We start from the raw sequence: 14697 nt of genomic DNA on the forward strand, positions 1-14697 counted from the left end.
GTCAAAAACCCCTGTTAAAAATCGCTCCGATACCGCCGCAGGCTATGGCGACTCCATAAGGAAGCGGCGCGCGCCGCAAATGACGCCAGCGCTCGACCGCATAGACGCGACGCAGCAGCGACGATCCGACCGGCGCCAGTCCGGGATGAGGCAGGCTCCGCATTATCACGTGCACCAGTGCAAGAACCCCGCCTGCCAGAGCCGTGATCGCCAGCAACTGAACGACGCCCATCCACGGCAGGCCAAGCGCCAGCACGACCAGCAACTTGACATCGCCACCGCCGATCGATCCTCGTTGGTAGAGAACGAACAGCACCGCAAACAGAACCGACGCGATGAAGAGCGACCCGGCGATGCCGGCAGGATTGGTCAAATGACTGGCCATCCCCAAGACCGCCAGGGTCAGACAAATCTCATTGCTGATTAAACGTGTCGCGACGTCCATGGTGGCGACATACAGAAGCAGCAGGATCTGCAGAATCGAGGCTATGGAGACGATCCAACTCATCAGGCACAAACCCCAAGCACGTCTAATAAAGCGGCCTTAAAGAGGCCCAATTAGAACGGGCCACGGCGGCCGTAAAAACAATACAAATCGCAGTGGCGCCTATGGCGGGCCCTGCATCCGTCAATGCAACCTTGATGAACTGAACGCCAACGGGAAATCAGTATGCAGTCGGCGTCCAATCCATCATCGAATGAAATTCACTGAAGCTGCCGCCATACTATCCGACGGCAGCAATAACCTTTGCAGAGATGGCCGAGATTGCTGCGCTCAGCGCGCTCGAGATCGGACCGGTCCCGCCGGCACCGAACGCAAGCCCGACCGCGGCGACGATACACGCGGCAACGATGACGTACTCAAACGACACCACGCCGCCCTCATTTTCGCGAAGACGCTTCAGAGCTTCGCTAACTTCGACAAAATGCCTTAACACGTGACACCTCTTCAGTTGAGTTCAGCTTCCTGGCCGACGCGGTTCGGAACGAACGACGCCGCCCGCACCGTCGATGACTCGTCCTGTCGGAATGCCTGCCGCCGAGGTCTTCGGTAGACTGGTTGGTGGCACAATTGATTCGACCGACATTGCCGCCAGGCGGTCGCCCTCCGGTTCAAAGAAGACAGGGCCACAATCCCTGACCCCGTCCTCTCGCCCGGATCGGTCCTTATCCAACCGCAGAAATGACCTTCGCGGAGATGCTCGAGATCGCGGCGCTCAGGGCGCTCGAGATCGGACCGGTTCCGCCGGCACCGAACGCAAGACCAACCGCAGCGACGACACAAGCGGCGACGATCACGTATTCAAACGACACCACACCCGCGTTGTCGGAGCGGAGGTGCTTCAGAGCTTCCGTGGCCTTGATGTAAAACTTCAACATGGGAAATTCCTTTTACTAAGATTAATACACGAAGCCTATGTCGGCCGATCAGAGCCAATGCCAACAATTTAAAATTTATATACCGACGTAAATCTTTGTCACCTGCTAATCCTTAATTAACCTTACTTCAGAAGGGCTAACCTGTAGTCCTACGGGGTCATCGGAACCGGAGAAAGAGGCCGATTTGCCGCATTTCGCGGCGCTTTGCCGGTTGCCGAGGCACTCGTAAATCAGCGGCCGAGGACGTTGTGCCGACCTCTCAAGAACCGTCAACGGCATTGCCGGACTTTTTACGCACCGAACATCTTTTATTCCGATTTGGACCTGCGCGGCCAATTCGCAGAAATCGGATTATCCGATTTTTAGGCGACCGACCAAGGAGCGGCGCTACAGCTCCGATGCCGTCCAGTAACCCGGAGGGAAATCCGCAGCGGTAATTAAATACTCCAAATAACCCGGATTAAGACTTCCTGGCGGGGCGATCGGGCGTTGCGGCCGACTTTCGCCCCGGGTCTGCAGATGCCCGCTATTTCGGGGACGCCGCGCCTTCTGGATGCGTACGCCGAACGTGGACGACAGCCACATTGTCGGAATACGCGCGCTCCCAATCAGGCAACCGGTCGAGCATCCCGACAGCCGGAGTCGCAGGGAAGAGCAGTGTTGAATCGATTTTGTATTCATCGAGCAATCTGATGAAATCCGGCAGATCCTCGAGTGAGACTACTCGCATGTAGCGGCTGAGAAACTCCGGGCCATACAATTCGGCGCGCGAATCGATGAACGGCGGCATGCGCTGGAAGATCAAGTATCCGCCGAAGTAGTAGTCATTCAGGACGCGTTCTGCCTTCAGCTCTTTGAGCTTCTCCACTGCAACAACCGGAACAAGTGGAAACGTTCGATCCTTCGTCACAACGATCACACTGGTGATGATCGATAGGACCGCAAAAAACGTGATGATATGCGTCGTCCTTGCCGGGATGGCTTTTCGGGGTTCCTGCCGCAAGATGTGCTGCGCCAACGGGCCAGCAATAAGGAATGGGGCAACCATTGCAAAAACGTCGACGTACCGCTGATGAGCGAGAGTTTCGTAGACGAGCGCGAGCAGTGCAGCCATCCTGATAAAGGGCAACTTGAACCCGCTGTAGAGCGCGTAGGCAGCACCACCAAGCAGGCAAACTGTAAATGGGTGTAGAGAGCCGAAATCTATCGGCCTCCACTCGCCAATTGTCGAGAGCATCGACCCAAGGCTCAAAATCCGTGTTGTAACCAGGATGGACTCGATCCCATACGGCGTCACGCAGCCGGCCCCGAGCGCCAACGCCCCAAATCGGAACCAATGCAGCGCGACCGTCAAGCGGGTCGATTTGTCCGCGTTCCAAGCCGCCTCAAGGGCAAACGGAGCGATCATGGCCACGCCCAACGTGAAGCTCCCATGGAGATTCGCCCACAGTGTGATGATCAGAACAAAGGACAATGGAGGCACTCGGCGCGCGTCGGCAGCCCGAAGCAGACCGTCGACCCACAGCACCATCAGGGGAAAGATCAACACGTGCGGCCGGGCCAGGATGTGGTGCACCGTCATGGCTATGCCGGCACTCACCAGAATCGTAACCGGCACGTTCGGCAGTCTTCTGAGCAGACAACGGGCAAGCAGGAAGAACGCCGTCGAAGCCGACAACGCAGCTAGAAGCGCAGGGCCCAGCCACCCTGCCAGTTTGAATGCAAGATAATAGAGGACTTCCGACAACCACGCGCTGGTGATCCAGGGCGCGCCGTGCTTCGTAAAGGAAAACGGGTCAACACGAGGTACGGCACGATGATCAATGATCCATTCGCCGACCACAACGTGCCAATACGTATCGGTATCCCGCAATACGTCGCTGATTTTGCCGATGAGAATCAAATAGGCCGTCGTGGCCAAGATCAACGGTAGCCAGGCCCGAAGATGATCACTGCTCGGAAGGCTCTCTGTCTTTACGCTATTCGCATCCATTTGTTGCGAACCAATGCCTAACGACATAATTAGCATCCTTGAAAGCTAATCATTGTCATCTTAGGCTTCTGGAAGCAACGTCCAGTATTAAAACTGATTAATCGCCCCACCATCATCGTCGATAGCAGCAGATGGATCGCGTAGCCTGGCTATGTCGCAGGAAGGGCTGAATGGAGTCCGGGGAGACTTGGAGTAGCGGTCCGCCGCCGGAGCTGCGGGCACTAACGGGGCTTCGTGGCGTGGCTGGAACGACCATCGGCTTGGCCCAGCTTCAACGGCTTTCGTCCGCCGGACCCAACACCTTTTTCATGTGGCACGCTTCCGTTGATCTATTCTTCTGTCTGAGTGGGTTTACGCTCTCCCCTGTCTATCGGCGGAACGAGTTTCAGTTTTCCCGCGACTTGATCACCCGCATCGCCCGAATTTGTCCGCTGTACGCGCGCCCCGCTCCGATTGTTTCCTAGAGCACCGGATCTTGCCATGGTTCGCTCGTCCCAAGAAACCGCCTCGGCGCCAACCAAGGTCTCCGCTTTCTCTCGGAGGATGCTCTTTGCAGTGCTTTTTGTGCTGTCCGCGACCAATCTGACGGCTTGCCTGATCGCTTATATTTCGCGGACCTGGATCTACGACCGCGACGGATTCGGCATCCCGGCGGATTTCGTCAGCTTTTGGGCCGCCGGGCGCCTCGCGCTCGAAGGCTTGCCAGCACAAGCGTTTGACTGGGAGATCCTTAGGCAAATCGAGGTTGCGGCCCTGGGGCAGGATTTCGTCGGTAGTTTACCCTGGCACTACCCGCCACCATTCCTCTTCGTCGCATCACTCATGGCGCTGCTGCCCTATGGTGCAGCGTATTTCGGATGGAGTGTTGTCAGCTTAATGCCGTATGTTGCGGTGGTGCGGGCAATCGTCGGTCACAACCTTGGCGTACTGCTCGCACTCGCCGTGCCGATCGTTTTTTTCAATGCGCTGGTCGGGCAGACCGGATTTTTGACCGCTGCTTTGATTGGCGGCACGCTCTATCTCATTCCGGTGCGCCCGGGACTCGCAGGCATCTGCCTTGGTCTATTGACCTACAAACCACAATTTGGGCTGCTGTTTCCCGTTGTGTTGATGGCGGCGGGACATTGGCGCGTATTCGTTAGCGCCACCGTGACGACTATCGCGATGGTGCTCATCTCGGCACTGGCCTTTGGAACGGCGAGTTGGGTGGCATTTTTCTACTGGCTGTCGCACTCCTCGAACGTGATCTTGATCGATGGTAGGTTCAGTTGGTGGAAATTGATGAGTCTCTACTCTCTGGTGCGTCATTTTGGCGGCACCGAGCAGCTCGCCTGGATGCTCCAGCTTATCCTCGTTCTGAGCACGACGCTGGTTCTCGTACTGATGTGGCGCAGCCGCGTACCCTATGGTTTGAAGGCTGCCGCCCTAGCTGCAGGCACGCTGTTGGTCACCCCTTATATTGCCATCTACGACATGTTGATCCTGACGATTTCCGTCGCGTTCCTATTTCGCATGGGATTGAGGAGCGGCTTCCGCAGCTACGAGCTTGCTGCGCTGGCCAGCACGCTCGCACTCGTTCTCTCGTTCCTGACGAGCACGCCAACGGGACTCGGAGCGACCTTAATCGTCTGGATGCTGATTCTGGCGCGCGCCGGGTCGTCGTGGTGGCGCGAGCCGGCGCCGAAATCGGTTGCCGCGGGCGTTTAGGCGCCGTTTAGCGTCGCCGGCGGGTCAAGACCGATTGACCTGGTGGAATGATCCTTATCCTCGCCGGTCGGCCCGCACACATAAGCTTGCCTTGGAATGGCCGGGCGACCGCCTCAATGCGTCAGTTCGAACTTCCGCATCTCGGTCACGCGTGCCAGGCAATATTCGCGGTACAGGTCGTTAAGAATTGCCCACATGATAAATCCCCATCGCTCGAGACTTAAATCCCCATCACTCAAAGCGATAACAGGTTGGTCCATCGACGTTTCAGCGTGATGTCGGCGTTGACGGAAACGGGTTTCCGGACGGTTTCGAGTCCCTCGAATTAGGTCATCATAACTGACTATTTAATGGTGTGTGGCCTGGAAGGCGTCGCCCGTTAAGGGCCCTTTATCCCGGGCCTGCTGCCTCCGCCGCGGCGTCGGTCGAGAGCAAACGGAAGTTTGGTTTTGGCAGCGTACGCCCGTCCTGATCGGACAGAGCCTTGGCGTGCTCGCGGGTCTGTTTCGCCTCGGCGATCAGAAGGCAGCGCCTCAGCTCCTCGCTGCAGCGCTTTGCTTGCGCGCGCATCTGGCACTTGTCGTCGGCGGAGCCTGAGGATTTGGCGAGATCACTCCACGTCGCTGCGAGCGACGTCTTGAGCAGCTCAATCTTGCGGTCCAGATCGTCCAAACGCTGCTCCGCCAATCCCCTACGGACGCACGCTTCGAACGCAATAGGCCAGATTCGCCCTCGCGGCGGAAGTCCGTAGGGGTACGGTCGCAAGCTTCACCTGCGTCACGCGCACGAGCCGCTTTGCTGTGATCACCTACTCGCGAAGGCACACCGCATCGCGCGGGCCCTGGGTAAAGCGTCGATCGGCCGTGGCGGCGCCACCATCGACAGGCGGCCAACCCGCCTACAACACACCCAGCCTTACCCACGCGGCATGAAGAATGAGAAACACCGTCAAGGCCCCGACAAGCCATCCCAGCCCGCCCACTGCCGGGCCGTCCTGAAATTCAAGATTGGGGTCATTCTCACGGCCGAAGGGGACCTCAGCCGCCCGCCTTTGCGAGCTACGGGCCCGTCCAGCCGCGCGTCGCAGGAGCCGACGGACGATGGTCTCCCGCTCGACAATGCCGGCTCTTTCAAGATCAGCCGGCATCGTCAACCCTGCTCGACCTTGCGAGGAGGTCGTCGCTGCATCATGGACATCAGGCGCGCCAAACGATTGACGCGGCGAATGCTCTCGGTGAAGCGGACCGTCGGCGCGCGGTGTTGAATGCTGAAAACGAGCTTTCGAAGACGACTGAGCATGATGGCCTCCTCAATGTCATCGCGTGCATGAGGTGGTGCCCATGGGCACCACCAGGCATCCGAGCTAGCGCGGCAGGCGCGGCGACCGGACATATCGCGTCAGGACCGGCGCGCTATGCACGTTCGCCACGACCCTGACGCTGACAGCCTGCCGCTTTCCGGACCGCTGATCGGGCGCCAGATTGAAGCAAACCCGTGTACCGGCCTCAGGGGTGACGCCGGGCGAGAACGATTTGAGATGAAAGAAAACGTCGGTGTCACCGGAATCCGGCCTGATGAAGCCGAATGCCCTGTCGCCGTGATATGTCTTGATTGTACCTTCCAGCATCTTGCAACCTTTCGATACGATCGCCGAACGGTGCGGTCGGAATTTGCTCTCGGATAGAATTGACCTGATCTCCGTCTCTGTACTCGTGTCAGCCGATACCGGGGAAACGGACTCGGCATTTGAGTCCGGCAGGAAGCGCGTAGTTCGGATTTGGCAGTTCAAGGCGAACACCAATCGTCCCGCTGGCCGCGTCAAACACCTGATCGACGACCGTGACGAGGGCGTCGTACCGGCCTCCGACAGGATCCTCGGGGTAGACTTCCGCAGATGCCCCCACGCGAATCTTTCCGAATTGACCGAGGGGAACATAAACCTCGACCAACAGCGGATTGATCTGCGAAACCGTCAGGAGATGCGCCTGATCGAATGCGTATTCGCCCGGGCCGAGCTTGCGCTCGACGACCACACCATCGATCGGGCTACGGATGGTACGAAGCTTCAGCACTTCATTGGCGCGCGCCAATTCGAGCCCCGCGATCGCAAGATTGACCTTGGCTTCCTCGACGTCCTGCTCGGCTACCCGCGCACTCGTCTCCGCTTCGTCGGCTACCGCCGCCGAAACCGAGTCGTTCCTGCGCAGCAGCTTGGATCGTTCGTCCTTCCGGCGCTGAAACTCGAGCTTGGCGACGCTCGAGCGGACCGTTGCCTCGTTTTCGGCCCGGGCCTTCGCCAGCGAAACCGCCGCTTGCTCCACTCCGGACTCCAGCCGTGCGACCACGTCCCCCTTCTTGATGATGTCGCCACGGTCAACCAGCATCTCGCTCAGGAGACCCGGCACGGACGTCCCGAGCTTGAGCACCATTTTCGGCTGGATCAGACAGTCGAATTGCCCCTGCAACTTCCTCTCCTGGGCATTGGCACATCCCGCTCCAGCGAGAATTGCAAGGGCCAGAACCGCAAGTCCCCTGCAACGAACGCCCGAGACTGCGAGCGACGCGCCGAAATCGAGAGGCCGTGCCCGAGGGACGGGGGCGCACTCAGAGGCCTGGATTCGTTTCATTCTCCTCTCCCCGAAAATGCAAGCACTCGGTCAAGCCGGCGATCTTGCTTCACGTTCTGCACGCGCACGTAGCCGTGTCGTCGTTCCGCCTGGAACTGCGCCAGCCAACGCAGCGGCTGGTAGAGCCGCGACGGAATTGGAACACCGCCGCCAACGAGCCTTGCAAGCAGGCGCGTCATCCCTCCGGCATGGATGACAAACAGATCGTCCTGAAGTGAAACGATGGCCTCGCAACTGCCGGGATCGCCCTGCCGGGCGCAGCGACCGAACAATTGGCGATCGACCCGCCGGGAGTCGTGGTACTCGGTCAGGATCACATGCAGGCCGCCTCGCGCGGCGACGCCGGCGCCGAGACGGATATCGGTACCGCGGCCCGCCATGTTCGTCGCAACCGTCACCCGCGCAGGCTCACCGGCCGCCGCGACCACGTCGGCCTCATCCTTGTCCTGCTTCGCATTCAACAGCGCATGCGCAATGCCACGTGCGTTCAAGGCGGCACTGATCTCCTCCGAGGCGCCCACGGAGCGCGTGCCGATCAACACCGCCCGGCCTTCGGCCATCGCCAGCCGCTCCACCCTGTCGGCAATGATCCGCAGCTTCTGAGCCGAGGTTGTACATACGAGAGGAAGCGCCACGCGGCGCTGCGAGGGCCGGTTCAGCGGGATGCGAACGACATCGAGGCCGTACACCGACTTGATCTCCCGCGCGACCTCATGGGCGGTCCCCGTCATCCCGGACAGGCGAATATAGCGCCGAAACAGCCGTTGATAGGTGATGCGCGCGAGCGTCTCGCGGCGGTCGGTCAGCTCGCAACCTTCCTTGACCTCGATGAGCTGATGCAAGCCGCGCTCCCATGAACGGTCCGGCATCACGCGTCCCGTCGACTCGTCCACGATCTGGACCTTGCCGTCGATGACGACATAGTGCTGGTCGCGGTTGAACAGCATCATCGCGGTGAGAGCCTGGGTCACCAGCTCCTCGCGAGCGCGAACCGAACTCCAGACGCCTTGCAGCCCTTCAGTCAGCTCGCCGAGCTCCCGGCGCCCCTCCTCGGTCAGCACCAGATTTCGCTCAGCGAGATCGATCTGAAAGTGCTTTCCCGCGACCAGAGTGCTCGCGAACCGGAGGCCCTGCTCGCATTGCAGCCTCTCCTCGCCTGCCCCCGTCGACGATGAGAGGATCAGGGGCGTACGCGCTTCATCGATGAAGATACTGTCGGCTTCATCGACGATGCCGAAATAGAGCCCGCGCAGCACGAGGTCCTCGTCGCGCTGCAGGCTGCCGCGCAATCGCCCGAGCGAAAGGTGCAGACTGCTGCTTCGGTGCGTCAGGGCGACACGGTCGCGCAGATAGTCGAATGCAAGCTCCTTGTTGGTGCAATACGTCACCGAGCTCGCATAGGCTCGTCGCCGCTCGGCTCTCGACATGCCCTGCACCACGGCGCCCACGCTCAGGCCCAGGAATTCATAGAGCGCCCTCATCTCGCCTGCATCGCGCTGGGCAAGATAGTCGTTGACGGTAATGAGGTGCACGGGATACCCGGCAAGCGCGACGGTCGCTGCAGGCAGCGTCGCAGCGATGGTCTTGCCTTCTCCGGTCGCCATCTCCACCAGTCTGCCCTTCAGTAGCCCGAATCCCGCAATCAGCTGCACGTCATAGTGCCGCTGACCGATGGTCCGTGTCGCAGCCTCCCGCACCAGCGCAAAGCATCGGCCGACCAGAGGCGGTGCAAAGCCCGAATTGCGCAGTTTCGCGCGGATGGCGGACGCCTGCAGGCGCAGCTCCTCGTCGCTCAGGATCCGCAATGCGTTCTCATGCGCCGCGGCGTACTCGACGATGGGCATCAAGGCGCGAACTGGGTCCCGCAGCCGCCTGAACGGGCCCTGGATCAGGCCCTTCGCCAGATATTCGGCCAGCCGATCATGCACCGCCGGCTCGCGGTCCGCGCGCTCTGGATAGGGACGGCCAACCGCCAGGTCGCGGTGATCGAGTTCCATAACGCTCTTAGACATGGAAGTTCGTCAACAATAGCAGCCTGACGCTGCGATACCATTGCACGGCCAAAGGCTCCATCCGGTGTTCGAACCGGACGAAGACGTGCTGGCCGAAATGGTCCACCGCCTCCAGACCTTGAAGCTCAATGTCGAATTGAAAGGTCCGCTGCAGCGTCTTCGGCCCCTTCGCATCGCGCGGATCAATCACGAAATCGCCGCCGCCATCCACGCCCAGTGCCGCGCTCGGCAAATATTCGCCGCCGGCGGGCACCGCACGCAACACGCGTCCCTCCAGGACCAGGCGCGGCTGGTCCACCGGGCGGACCTGGATGCGATCGGTGGTCAGGCGTACCCTGTCCACCGCCTCCTGCGGCACGACGACACGCGCCAGCGGCGTCGCGTTTCCGACCACGTAGCCGAGGAGCTCGCCCCGACGGTAGTAGCGGCCGGGCATATCGACCATCTGTGGCACGACGAACACGCCATCGCTGCGGGCGCGCGCTACGAGATCAGACGCGCGCTCGCGGGCAAGGCCCAGATTTGCGCGTTCGAGTTCGAGCTTGTCGCGAATAATCTGCGCCTTTGCACGGTCCGACACGAATTGCGCCGCATACTCGGCCTGCAGCTCAGCCACCTTGGCCTCGTTCCTGCGCAATTGCGCGACAAGCGTCGGCTCCCGACTCTGAATCAGCGGGTCCCCTTGGGTGACCAGCGTTCCCGGCGTGACCAGAAGTTCGTGAACGAAGCCGTTCGAGGCGGCGCGTACCATTGCTTCTTCGGGCAGCCACAGCACTCCCTCCACGCTGGAATGGTAGGGCATCGGGACGGCGATCAGAAAGAAAGCCAGGCCAAACACCAGTCCGGCCGCGATCGTGACGGAACGGGCGCGATGCTTGCGCAGGCGGGGGTTCTCAAGGAGATGCCGCACCGCCTTTGTAATCGGCAGGATCGCCATCGCCGCCACCGCCCAGACCGCAAGAATGACACCAATGAAGAAGAATTGTCCCGCGATGAACAACGCGATGAAGATCGTCACCATGATGCGATAGAGCGTCGACGCCAGGCCGTAGAAGAAGAACCATACCCGCTCCATGCCGGAGGCCTCAGGGCGCTCCAGATCGGAGACGCCGAGCAGGTATCGCTCGAGCAGATAGCCCCAGTAACGCGACGACCGCGCCGCCAGATTCGGAATCTCGATGAGATCCACGAGGATGTAATAGGCATCGTAGCGAAGCAGCGGATTGCCGTTGAACAGAAGCGTCGACACGCTCGCGATCAGCATGACGTTAAACAGGATCGCTCGCACCAGACCCGGCTCGACCAGGAGCCACAGGTAGAACGCAATCGCCGCGACGAAGAGCTCGACGCCCATGCCGGCGGCACCGACAAGCGCACGCCGATACTTGGACCTGAAAACGGTGGCGGCCGAGGCATCGACGTAGGGAACCGGCAGCAAGACCAGCAGAATGATGCCGAGATCGTGGACCTCTCCACCGCCGGCCTTGGTGGCGGAGGCGTGCCCCAGTTCGTGCAACGCCTTGATCGCGGGAAAGACCAGATAAATGATGAACAGATTGTCGATCGCCAATACGCGGTCGCTGAAATTGTGGCTGAGCTCCGGCCAATGCGGCCAGATCAGAATGAAAGCCGGAAGCACGAACGCCAGCCACGCGAGGGCCCCCCAGCCGCTCCAGACAAACCGTACGAGACCCGCCCAGCGATTGAGCAGCCGATCCGGATCGAACAGCGGGATGCGGATCGCCATCGGATTGCCATAGGAGCGCAAATGGCGCGCCCTTTGCTCGCGCTCGCTGCGGGTAAAAAGCTCGGCGACGTCAGGCGTGACGTCGCTTTCCAACAGGTCGGCGGCGTGCAGCTGGCCCAGCAGATGGATGAGCTCGTCCTGGCTGGGTGCGTCCTCGCCCAGATGCCTGTTCGCGAGCTCCCACAACTGCTCGACGGAATGCGTCCCGTCCATGAGCGAGACGATCAACCGGGCCGAAGGGCTGAATCGATGCACCCGCGACGAGGCGGGGTCCTGCAAAAGGTACCAGACTTCGCCGCGGTAGATGTGCCGATGAAGTCGCGCGTGCGAGCGCAGCTTTGGCTTTCGCGCCGCGACACGATACCACCAATTGCTGAGCAACGGCGCGTTCACCACGACCTCGCAATCAGAACAGCCATTTCCAAATCGACAGACGGACCCAGTCGGTGAAATTATGGGTCCATATCCAGATCAGCTTGCGCTCACCGACATCGACCTTTCCTACACCCTCCATGCCCGGCCGAACGCGTTCGGATGCATTGTAGAGCCGCGCCTCGACCCGGAAATAGTTGCGGCCCTCCTGGGCAGTCGAAACCGGCGTCATCTGCTCGACCGAGAAGTCCATCCTCCGGTGCGGGATGCCCGAGAGCGTGAGTTCGCCCTGTTGAGCGAGCTTCACGTAGGAGATGTCACGTTCCTCGACCTGCAGGATGACGCGATAGCTGTCCAATGGCGCGACCGTGAAGAGCATCTTGCCCAATTCGACCGGCGTTCCGAGAAGCTGGTGCAGGTCGCCTGCGACGACGACGCCATCGAAGGGAGCCAGCAGCGTGGCGCGAGCGAGCTTGTCGGTGACCAGCGACAGCATGGCGTCGACCTGTTCGATCTGGGCCTGCAGGATCGTCATGTTCGCGCGCTCTTGTGCCGCCAGCGCCTGCCGATATTTGCGGTCGAGCTGCTCGCGCTCCGACGACAACCGCGTCTGTTCGAGCTTGAGCTCCCGGTCGTCGAGCTTGCACAGCACCTGCCCGGCATGCACGGTGTCGCCTGCCCGGACGAAGCTTTGCGCGATATACCCGTCGAACGGGGCCGCGGCGATCCGCTGCACGGCCCCCTCGATCACCGTCTTCGCCGCGACGCGATACGTCCCCGTCGCGACACTGAAGAACAGGATGACGCCGACCAGCGAAAGCGCGATGAGCTTAGCGCCGGGATGGCGTGGCCCGAACAGGAGCTCCAGGCCATGATGCAAGGAGGTTCCGGCATGGCGCAGGACGCCGCGCTCGCTGTCTCGCTTGAGCTTCAGGATCGGACCAAGCAGCGCGCCAACCGTCTTGCACAACTCGATGGTCTCGATATCGAACGGCTCGCCCGCCGTCCGCTCCAGGGTCAAGACGCCGGTCGCGTGTCCGTCATCCGTAAGCGGCACTGAGCAGATCGCAACGTCCCTGTACTCGCGTGCGAGATCGGCATGCGCGAGTGCCGCGCTCTCCACGTCGTCACGCGGGGGAAACACGAGCGCGACGTCGAGGTCGAGCACCTCGTCCATGGCGTTGCCGATGCGCCGGCCAAGGTCCATCTTGGGATCGAACGTCGCCGTATGCGAGATCGCCTTCACCTGGACGCTGCCTGAACGCTCGAGCCCCACGCTCACCCGATCGCAGGCCAGGCGGCCTGCAAGTTCGTTGGCGACAGCTAGCGCTGCTGCCGAGAAATGCCGCTCCTGCATGGCCGTCGCCACGATATCCATGGCGAGCCCCATTCGCGCGAGCCGCGCGTCGCGCTCCTCCAGCGCGCCCTTGCGGAACTGGTCGATCAGCCAGGCGCTCGCCCAATGCAACAGCCGCAAGGCCCGCTGCAACGCAGCTTCCGGGCCGGGCCCGATATCGAGCACCACCACCCCATGCAGTGTGCCGGACACTTCGATCGGGTAGCCGATAAAGGCGTGGTGCTCGCGCAAAGCGCCAAGCCCCTCCGAGGGCAGCACGATTCCGCGGCGCTCGGTCAGAGCCCGTTCGGCGGCCGGGCTGAGATATTGCATGTCAAGGCCGGGGTGCGGCCACACCGCCGCCGGCACGTAGCCGCCGTCCTTGTCGGGCCCCAGCAACAGGAGCCCCCCGCCCACCCGTTCGACCTGCATGCAAAGGATTGCAAGCCAGCTCGCGCAAAACTCGGAACTGTCCTTGGCCGCCGAAAATTTAGCCCAGGCTATCGACTCCGCCCGCGCTGCGTCCTCGGTGAAGGAATAGATCGGGGACGCAGTGGTCATGGCTACTCATCGCTCTCGGAGCTATGCCCGCGATGCTGCCATAGCGGACAGCATCGCGGCGCGCGCGACGGAATCGCCGATGAGGCGTCGCAATCACACGGGGGCACGATGTGATCCGCTCTCTAGGCGGATGCTCTCGCCCCATTCAGGCGATCGCCTGATTCCGCCTCCGCGGCGTCGCCAGGTTCGACCGCCGGCGGAGCTGCCCCCTTCACGACCGCGAGGCGCGACGGAAGAGCCTGGAAGTTGCGCATCGACTGAAGGTGAAGATAGAGCAGCTCGAGCTCGTCCGTCTTGGCCAGCTCGGCGAGCTTTTCGCCGGACAGTGCCTTCAGCTTCTCCCGGTTCACCGCCATGAACCCCGCGAGCGAGAGCTTTTCGCCCGATGGGAGTTCGACTTGGGCCTGCATCGGCTCGAGCAGATCCAGCTCGCGCACCTTGTTGCAGAAGGCCTGGGTGCGATTGAACTGGGTCTGATATTCCTGCAGGAATGTCAGGATGTTCTGGACATACTGGGTCGGCTTGTTGTCGTCGTCGAACAGTTTCTGTCCGCGACCGTCACGATTGAATCCCGAATAGTCCTCGTCGATGCAGAGAACGAACCGTTCGCCGTCGGAGCTGGTCGAGAACACGAACGGATAGCGACGCAGGAAGGCGGGGACATACTTGCCGTCCCACTTGGAATCCGCCGACAGGAACAGGTTCTCGCTGTCCCGTACGCCGAGAATGACGGCCGGCATGACGTTGTCCTTGGTGCCGGCAAACACGATCGCATATTCGGATGCTGCGGCGGGAAACTCGACCGCCATCAGAGGCACCGAATTGGTCTTGCTGCTGAAGCCATAGTTCCTGGCCATCTCGACCGCGCAACCGCGATGACGCGCGGCGGACAACGGAATAACGGTTTCGTAGATCAACAGTTGCGCAGTCATTACAAAGCTCCTTCCCTTGCAATTTCGGGC

12 protein-coding genes are annotated in these 14697 nt (G+C 61.1%); 1 reads left to right on the forward strand and 11 read right to left on the reverse strand.

The genetic code is table 11. The features are described 5' to 3' along the window. Position 1 precedes the first annotated feature (1 nt). The 4 genes from A7X65_RS38420 to A7X65_RS38435 form a co-directional block, all read right to left on the reverse strand. Complete coding sequence (locus tag A7X65_RS38420) at positions 2 to 508, reverse strand: A24 family peptidase (protein ID WP_063694607.1); 507 nt, start codon at positions 506 to 508, stop codon at positions 2 to 4. Between the two features lie 217 nt (positions 509 to 725). Then, positions 726 to 938 (reverse strand): hypothetical protein, encoded by a 213-nt coding sequence (locus A7X65_RS38425; RefSeq protein ID WP_063694608.1) that lies wholly within the window; start codon positions 936 to 938, stop codon positions 726 to 728. A 229-nt stretch (positions 939 to 1167) separates the two neighbouring features. After that, positions 1168 to 1380, reverse strand: a complete 213-nt coding sequence (locus tag A7X65_RS38430) for a hypothetical protein (protein ID WP_063694609.1) — start codon at positions 1378 to 1380, stop codon at positions 1168 to 1170. A 526-nt stretch (positions 1381 to 1906) separates the two neighbouring features. Next, positions 1907 to 3400 carry a hypothetical protein gene (locus A7X65_RS38435; protein WP_245324064.1) on the reverse strand — a complete coding sequence of 498 codons (1494 nt, stop codon included), beginning with the start codon at positions 3398 to 3400 and terminating at the stop codon, positions 1907 to 1909. Positions 3401 to 3853: 453 nt separating this feature from the next. Here A7X65_RS38435 and A7X65_RS38440 point away from each other — a divergent pair, with 453 nt between their 5' ends. Continuing rightward, positions 3854 to 5080, forward strand: coding sequence for a glycosyltransferase family 87 protein (locus tag A7X65_RS38440; RefSeq protein ID WP_063694610.1), 1227 nt, complete (start codon positions 3854 to 3856; stop codon positions 5078 to 5080). Positions 5081 to 5470: 390 nt separating this feature from the next. Here the strand turns inward: A7X65_RS38440 and A7X65_RS38445 are convergent, their stop codons facing one another. The 7 genes from A7X65_RS38445 to A7X65_RS38480 all read right to left on the reverse strand — a co-directional run bounded on the left by A7X65_RS38445 (position 5471) and on the right by A7X65_RS38480 (position 14667). Beyond that, on the reverse strand, positions 5471 to 5767 hold the full coding sequence (locus A7X65_RS38445; RefSeq protein ID WP_145662754.1) for a hypothetical protein: 297 nt from the start codon (positions 5765 to 5767) through the stop codon (positions 5471 to 5473). Positions 5768 to 6443: 676 nt separating this feature from the next. Then, complete coding sequence (locus A7X65_RS38455) at positions 6444 to 6707, reverse strand: cold shock domain-containing protein (protein WP_063694613.1); 264 nt, start codon at positions 6705 to 6707, stop codon at positions 6444 to 6446. A gap of 88 nt (positions 6708 to 6795) precedes the next feature. Then, the gene (locus tag A7X65_RS38460) at positions 6796 to 7545 is read right to left on the reverse strand and encodes an efflux RND transporter periplasmic adaptor subunit (protein ID WP_208608647.1); all 750 of its coding nucleotides are present in this window, start codon (positions 7543 to 7545) and stop codon (positions 6796 to 6798) included. Between the two features lie 158 nt (positions 7546 to 7703). Continuing rightward, positions 7704 to 9704 (reverse strand): preprotein translocase subunit SecA, encoded by a 2001-nt coding sequence (locus A7X65_RS38465; protein ID WP_082885210.1) that lies wholly within the window; start codon positions 9702 to 9704, stop codon positions 7704 to 7706. A gap of 7 nt (positions 9705 to 9711) precedes the next feature. Continuing rightward, positions 9712 to 11859: a hypothetical protein gene (locus tag A7X65_RS38470; RefSeq protein WP_063694640.1), complete on the reverse strand. Its 2148-nt coding sequence runs from the start codon at positions 11857 to 11859 to the stop codon at positions 9712 to 9714. A gap of 13 nt (positions 11860 to 11872) precedes the next feature. Beyond that, complete coding sequence (locus A7X65_RS38475) at positions 11873 to 13735, reverse strand: GAF domain-containing protein (RefSeq protein ID WP_063694615.1); 1863 nt, start codon at positions 13733 to 13735, stop codon at positions 11873 to 11875. Between the two features lie 122 nt (positions 13736 to 13857). Further along, complete coding sequence (locus tag A7X65_RS38480; RefSeq protein ID WP_063694616.1) at positions 13858 to 14667, reverse strand: SapC family protein; 810 nt, start codon at positions 14665 to 14667, stop codon at positions 13858 to 13860. Positions 14668 to 14697: the final 30 nt, after the last annotated feature.

It is taken from the genome of Bradyrhizobium stylosanthis (genome assembly GCF_001641335.1).
GTDB classification, from domain to species: Bacteria; Pseudomonadota; Alphaproteobacteria; order Rhizobiales; family Xanthobacteraceae; genus Bradyrhizobium; species Bradyrhizobium stylosanthis.

Bases quoted from the DNA above. Each gene is read 5' to 3' on its own strand.
- A7X65_RS38455 (WP_063694613.1), bottom strand. From the start codon at position 6,707: ATGCTGGAAGGTACAATCAAGACATATCACGGCGACAGGGCATTCGGC.
- A7X65_RS38465 (WP_082885210.1), bottom strand. From the start codon at position 9,704: ATGGAACTCGATCACCGCGACCTGGCGGTTGGCCGTCCCTATCCAGAG.
- A7X65_RS38475 (WP_063694615.1), bottom strand. From the start codon at position 13,735: ATGACCACTGCGTCCCCGATCTATTCCTTCACCGAGGACGCAGCGCGG.
- A7X65_RS38440 (WP_063694610.1), top strand. From the start codon at position 3,854: ATGGTTCGCTCGTCCCAAGAAACCGCCTCGGCGCCAACCAAGGTCTCC.
- A7X65_RS38430 (WP_063694609.1), bottom strand. From the start codon at position 1,380: ATGTTGAAGTTTTACATCAAGGCCACGGAAGCTCTGAAGCACCTCCGC.
- A7X65_RS38480 (WP_063694616.1), bottom strand. From the start codon at position 14,667: ATGACTGCGCAACTGTTGATCTACGAAACCGTTATTCCGTTGTCCGCC.
- A7X65_RS38435 (WP_245324064.1), bottom strand. From the start codon at position 3,400: ATGTCGTTAGGCATTGGTTCGCAACAAATGGATGCGAATAGCGTAAAG.
- A7X65_RS38420 (WP_063694607.1), bottom strand. From the start codon at position 508: ATGAGTTGGATCGTCTCCATAGCCTCGATTCTGCAGATCCTGCTGCTT.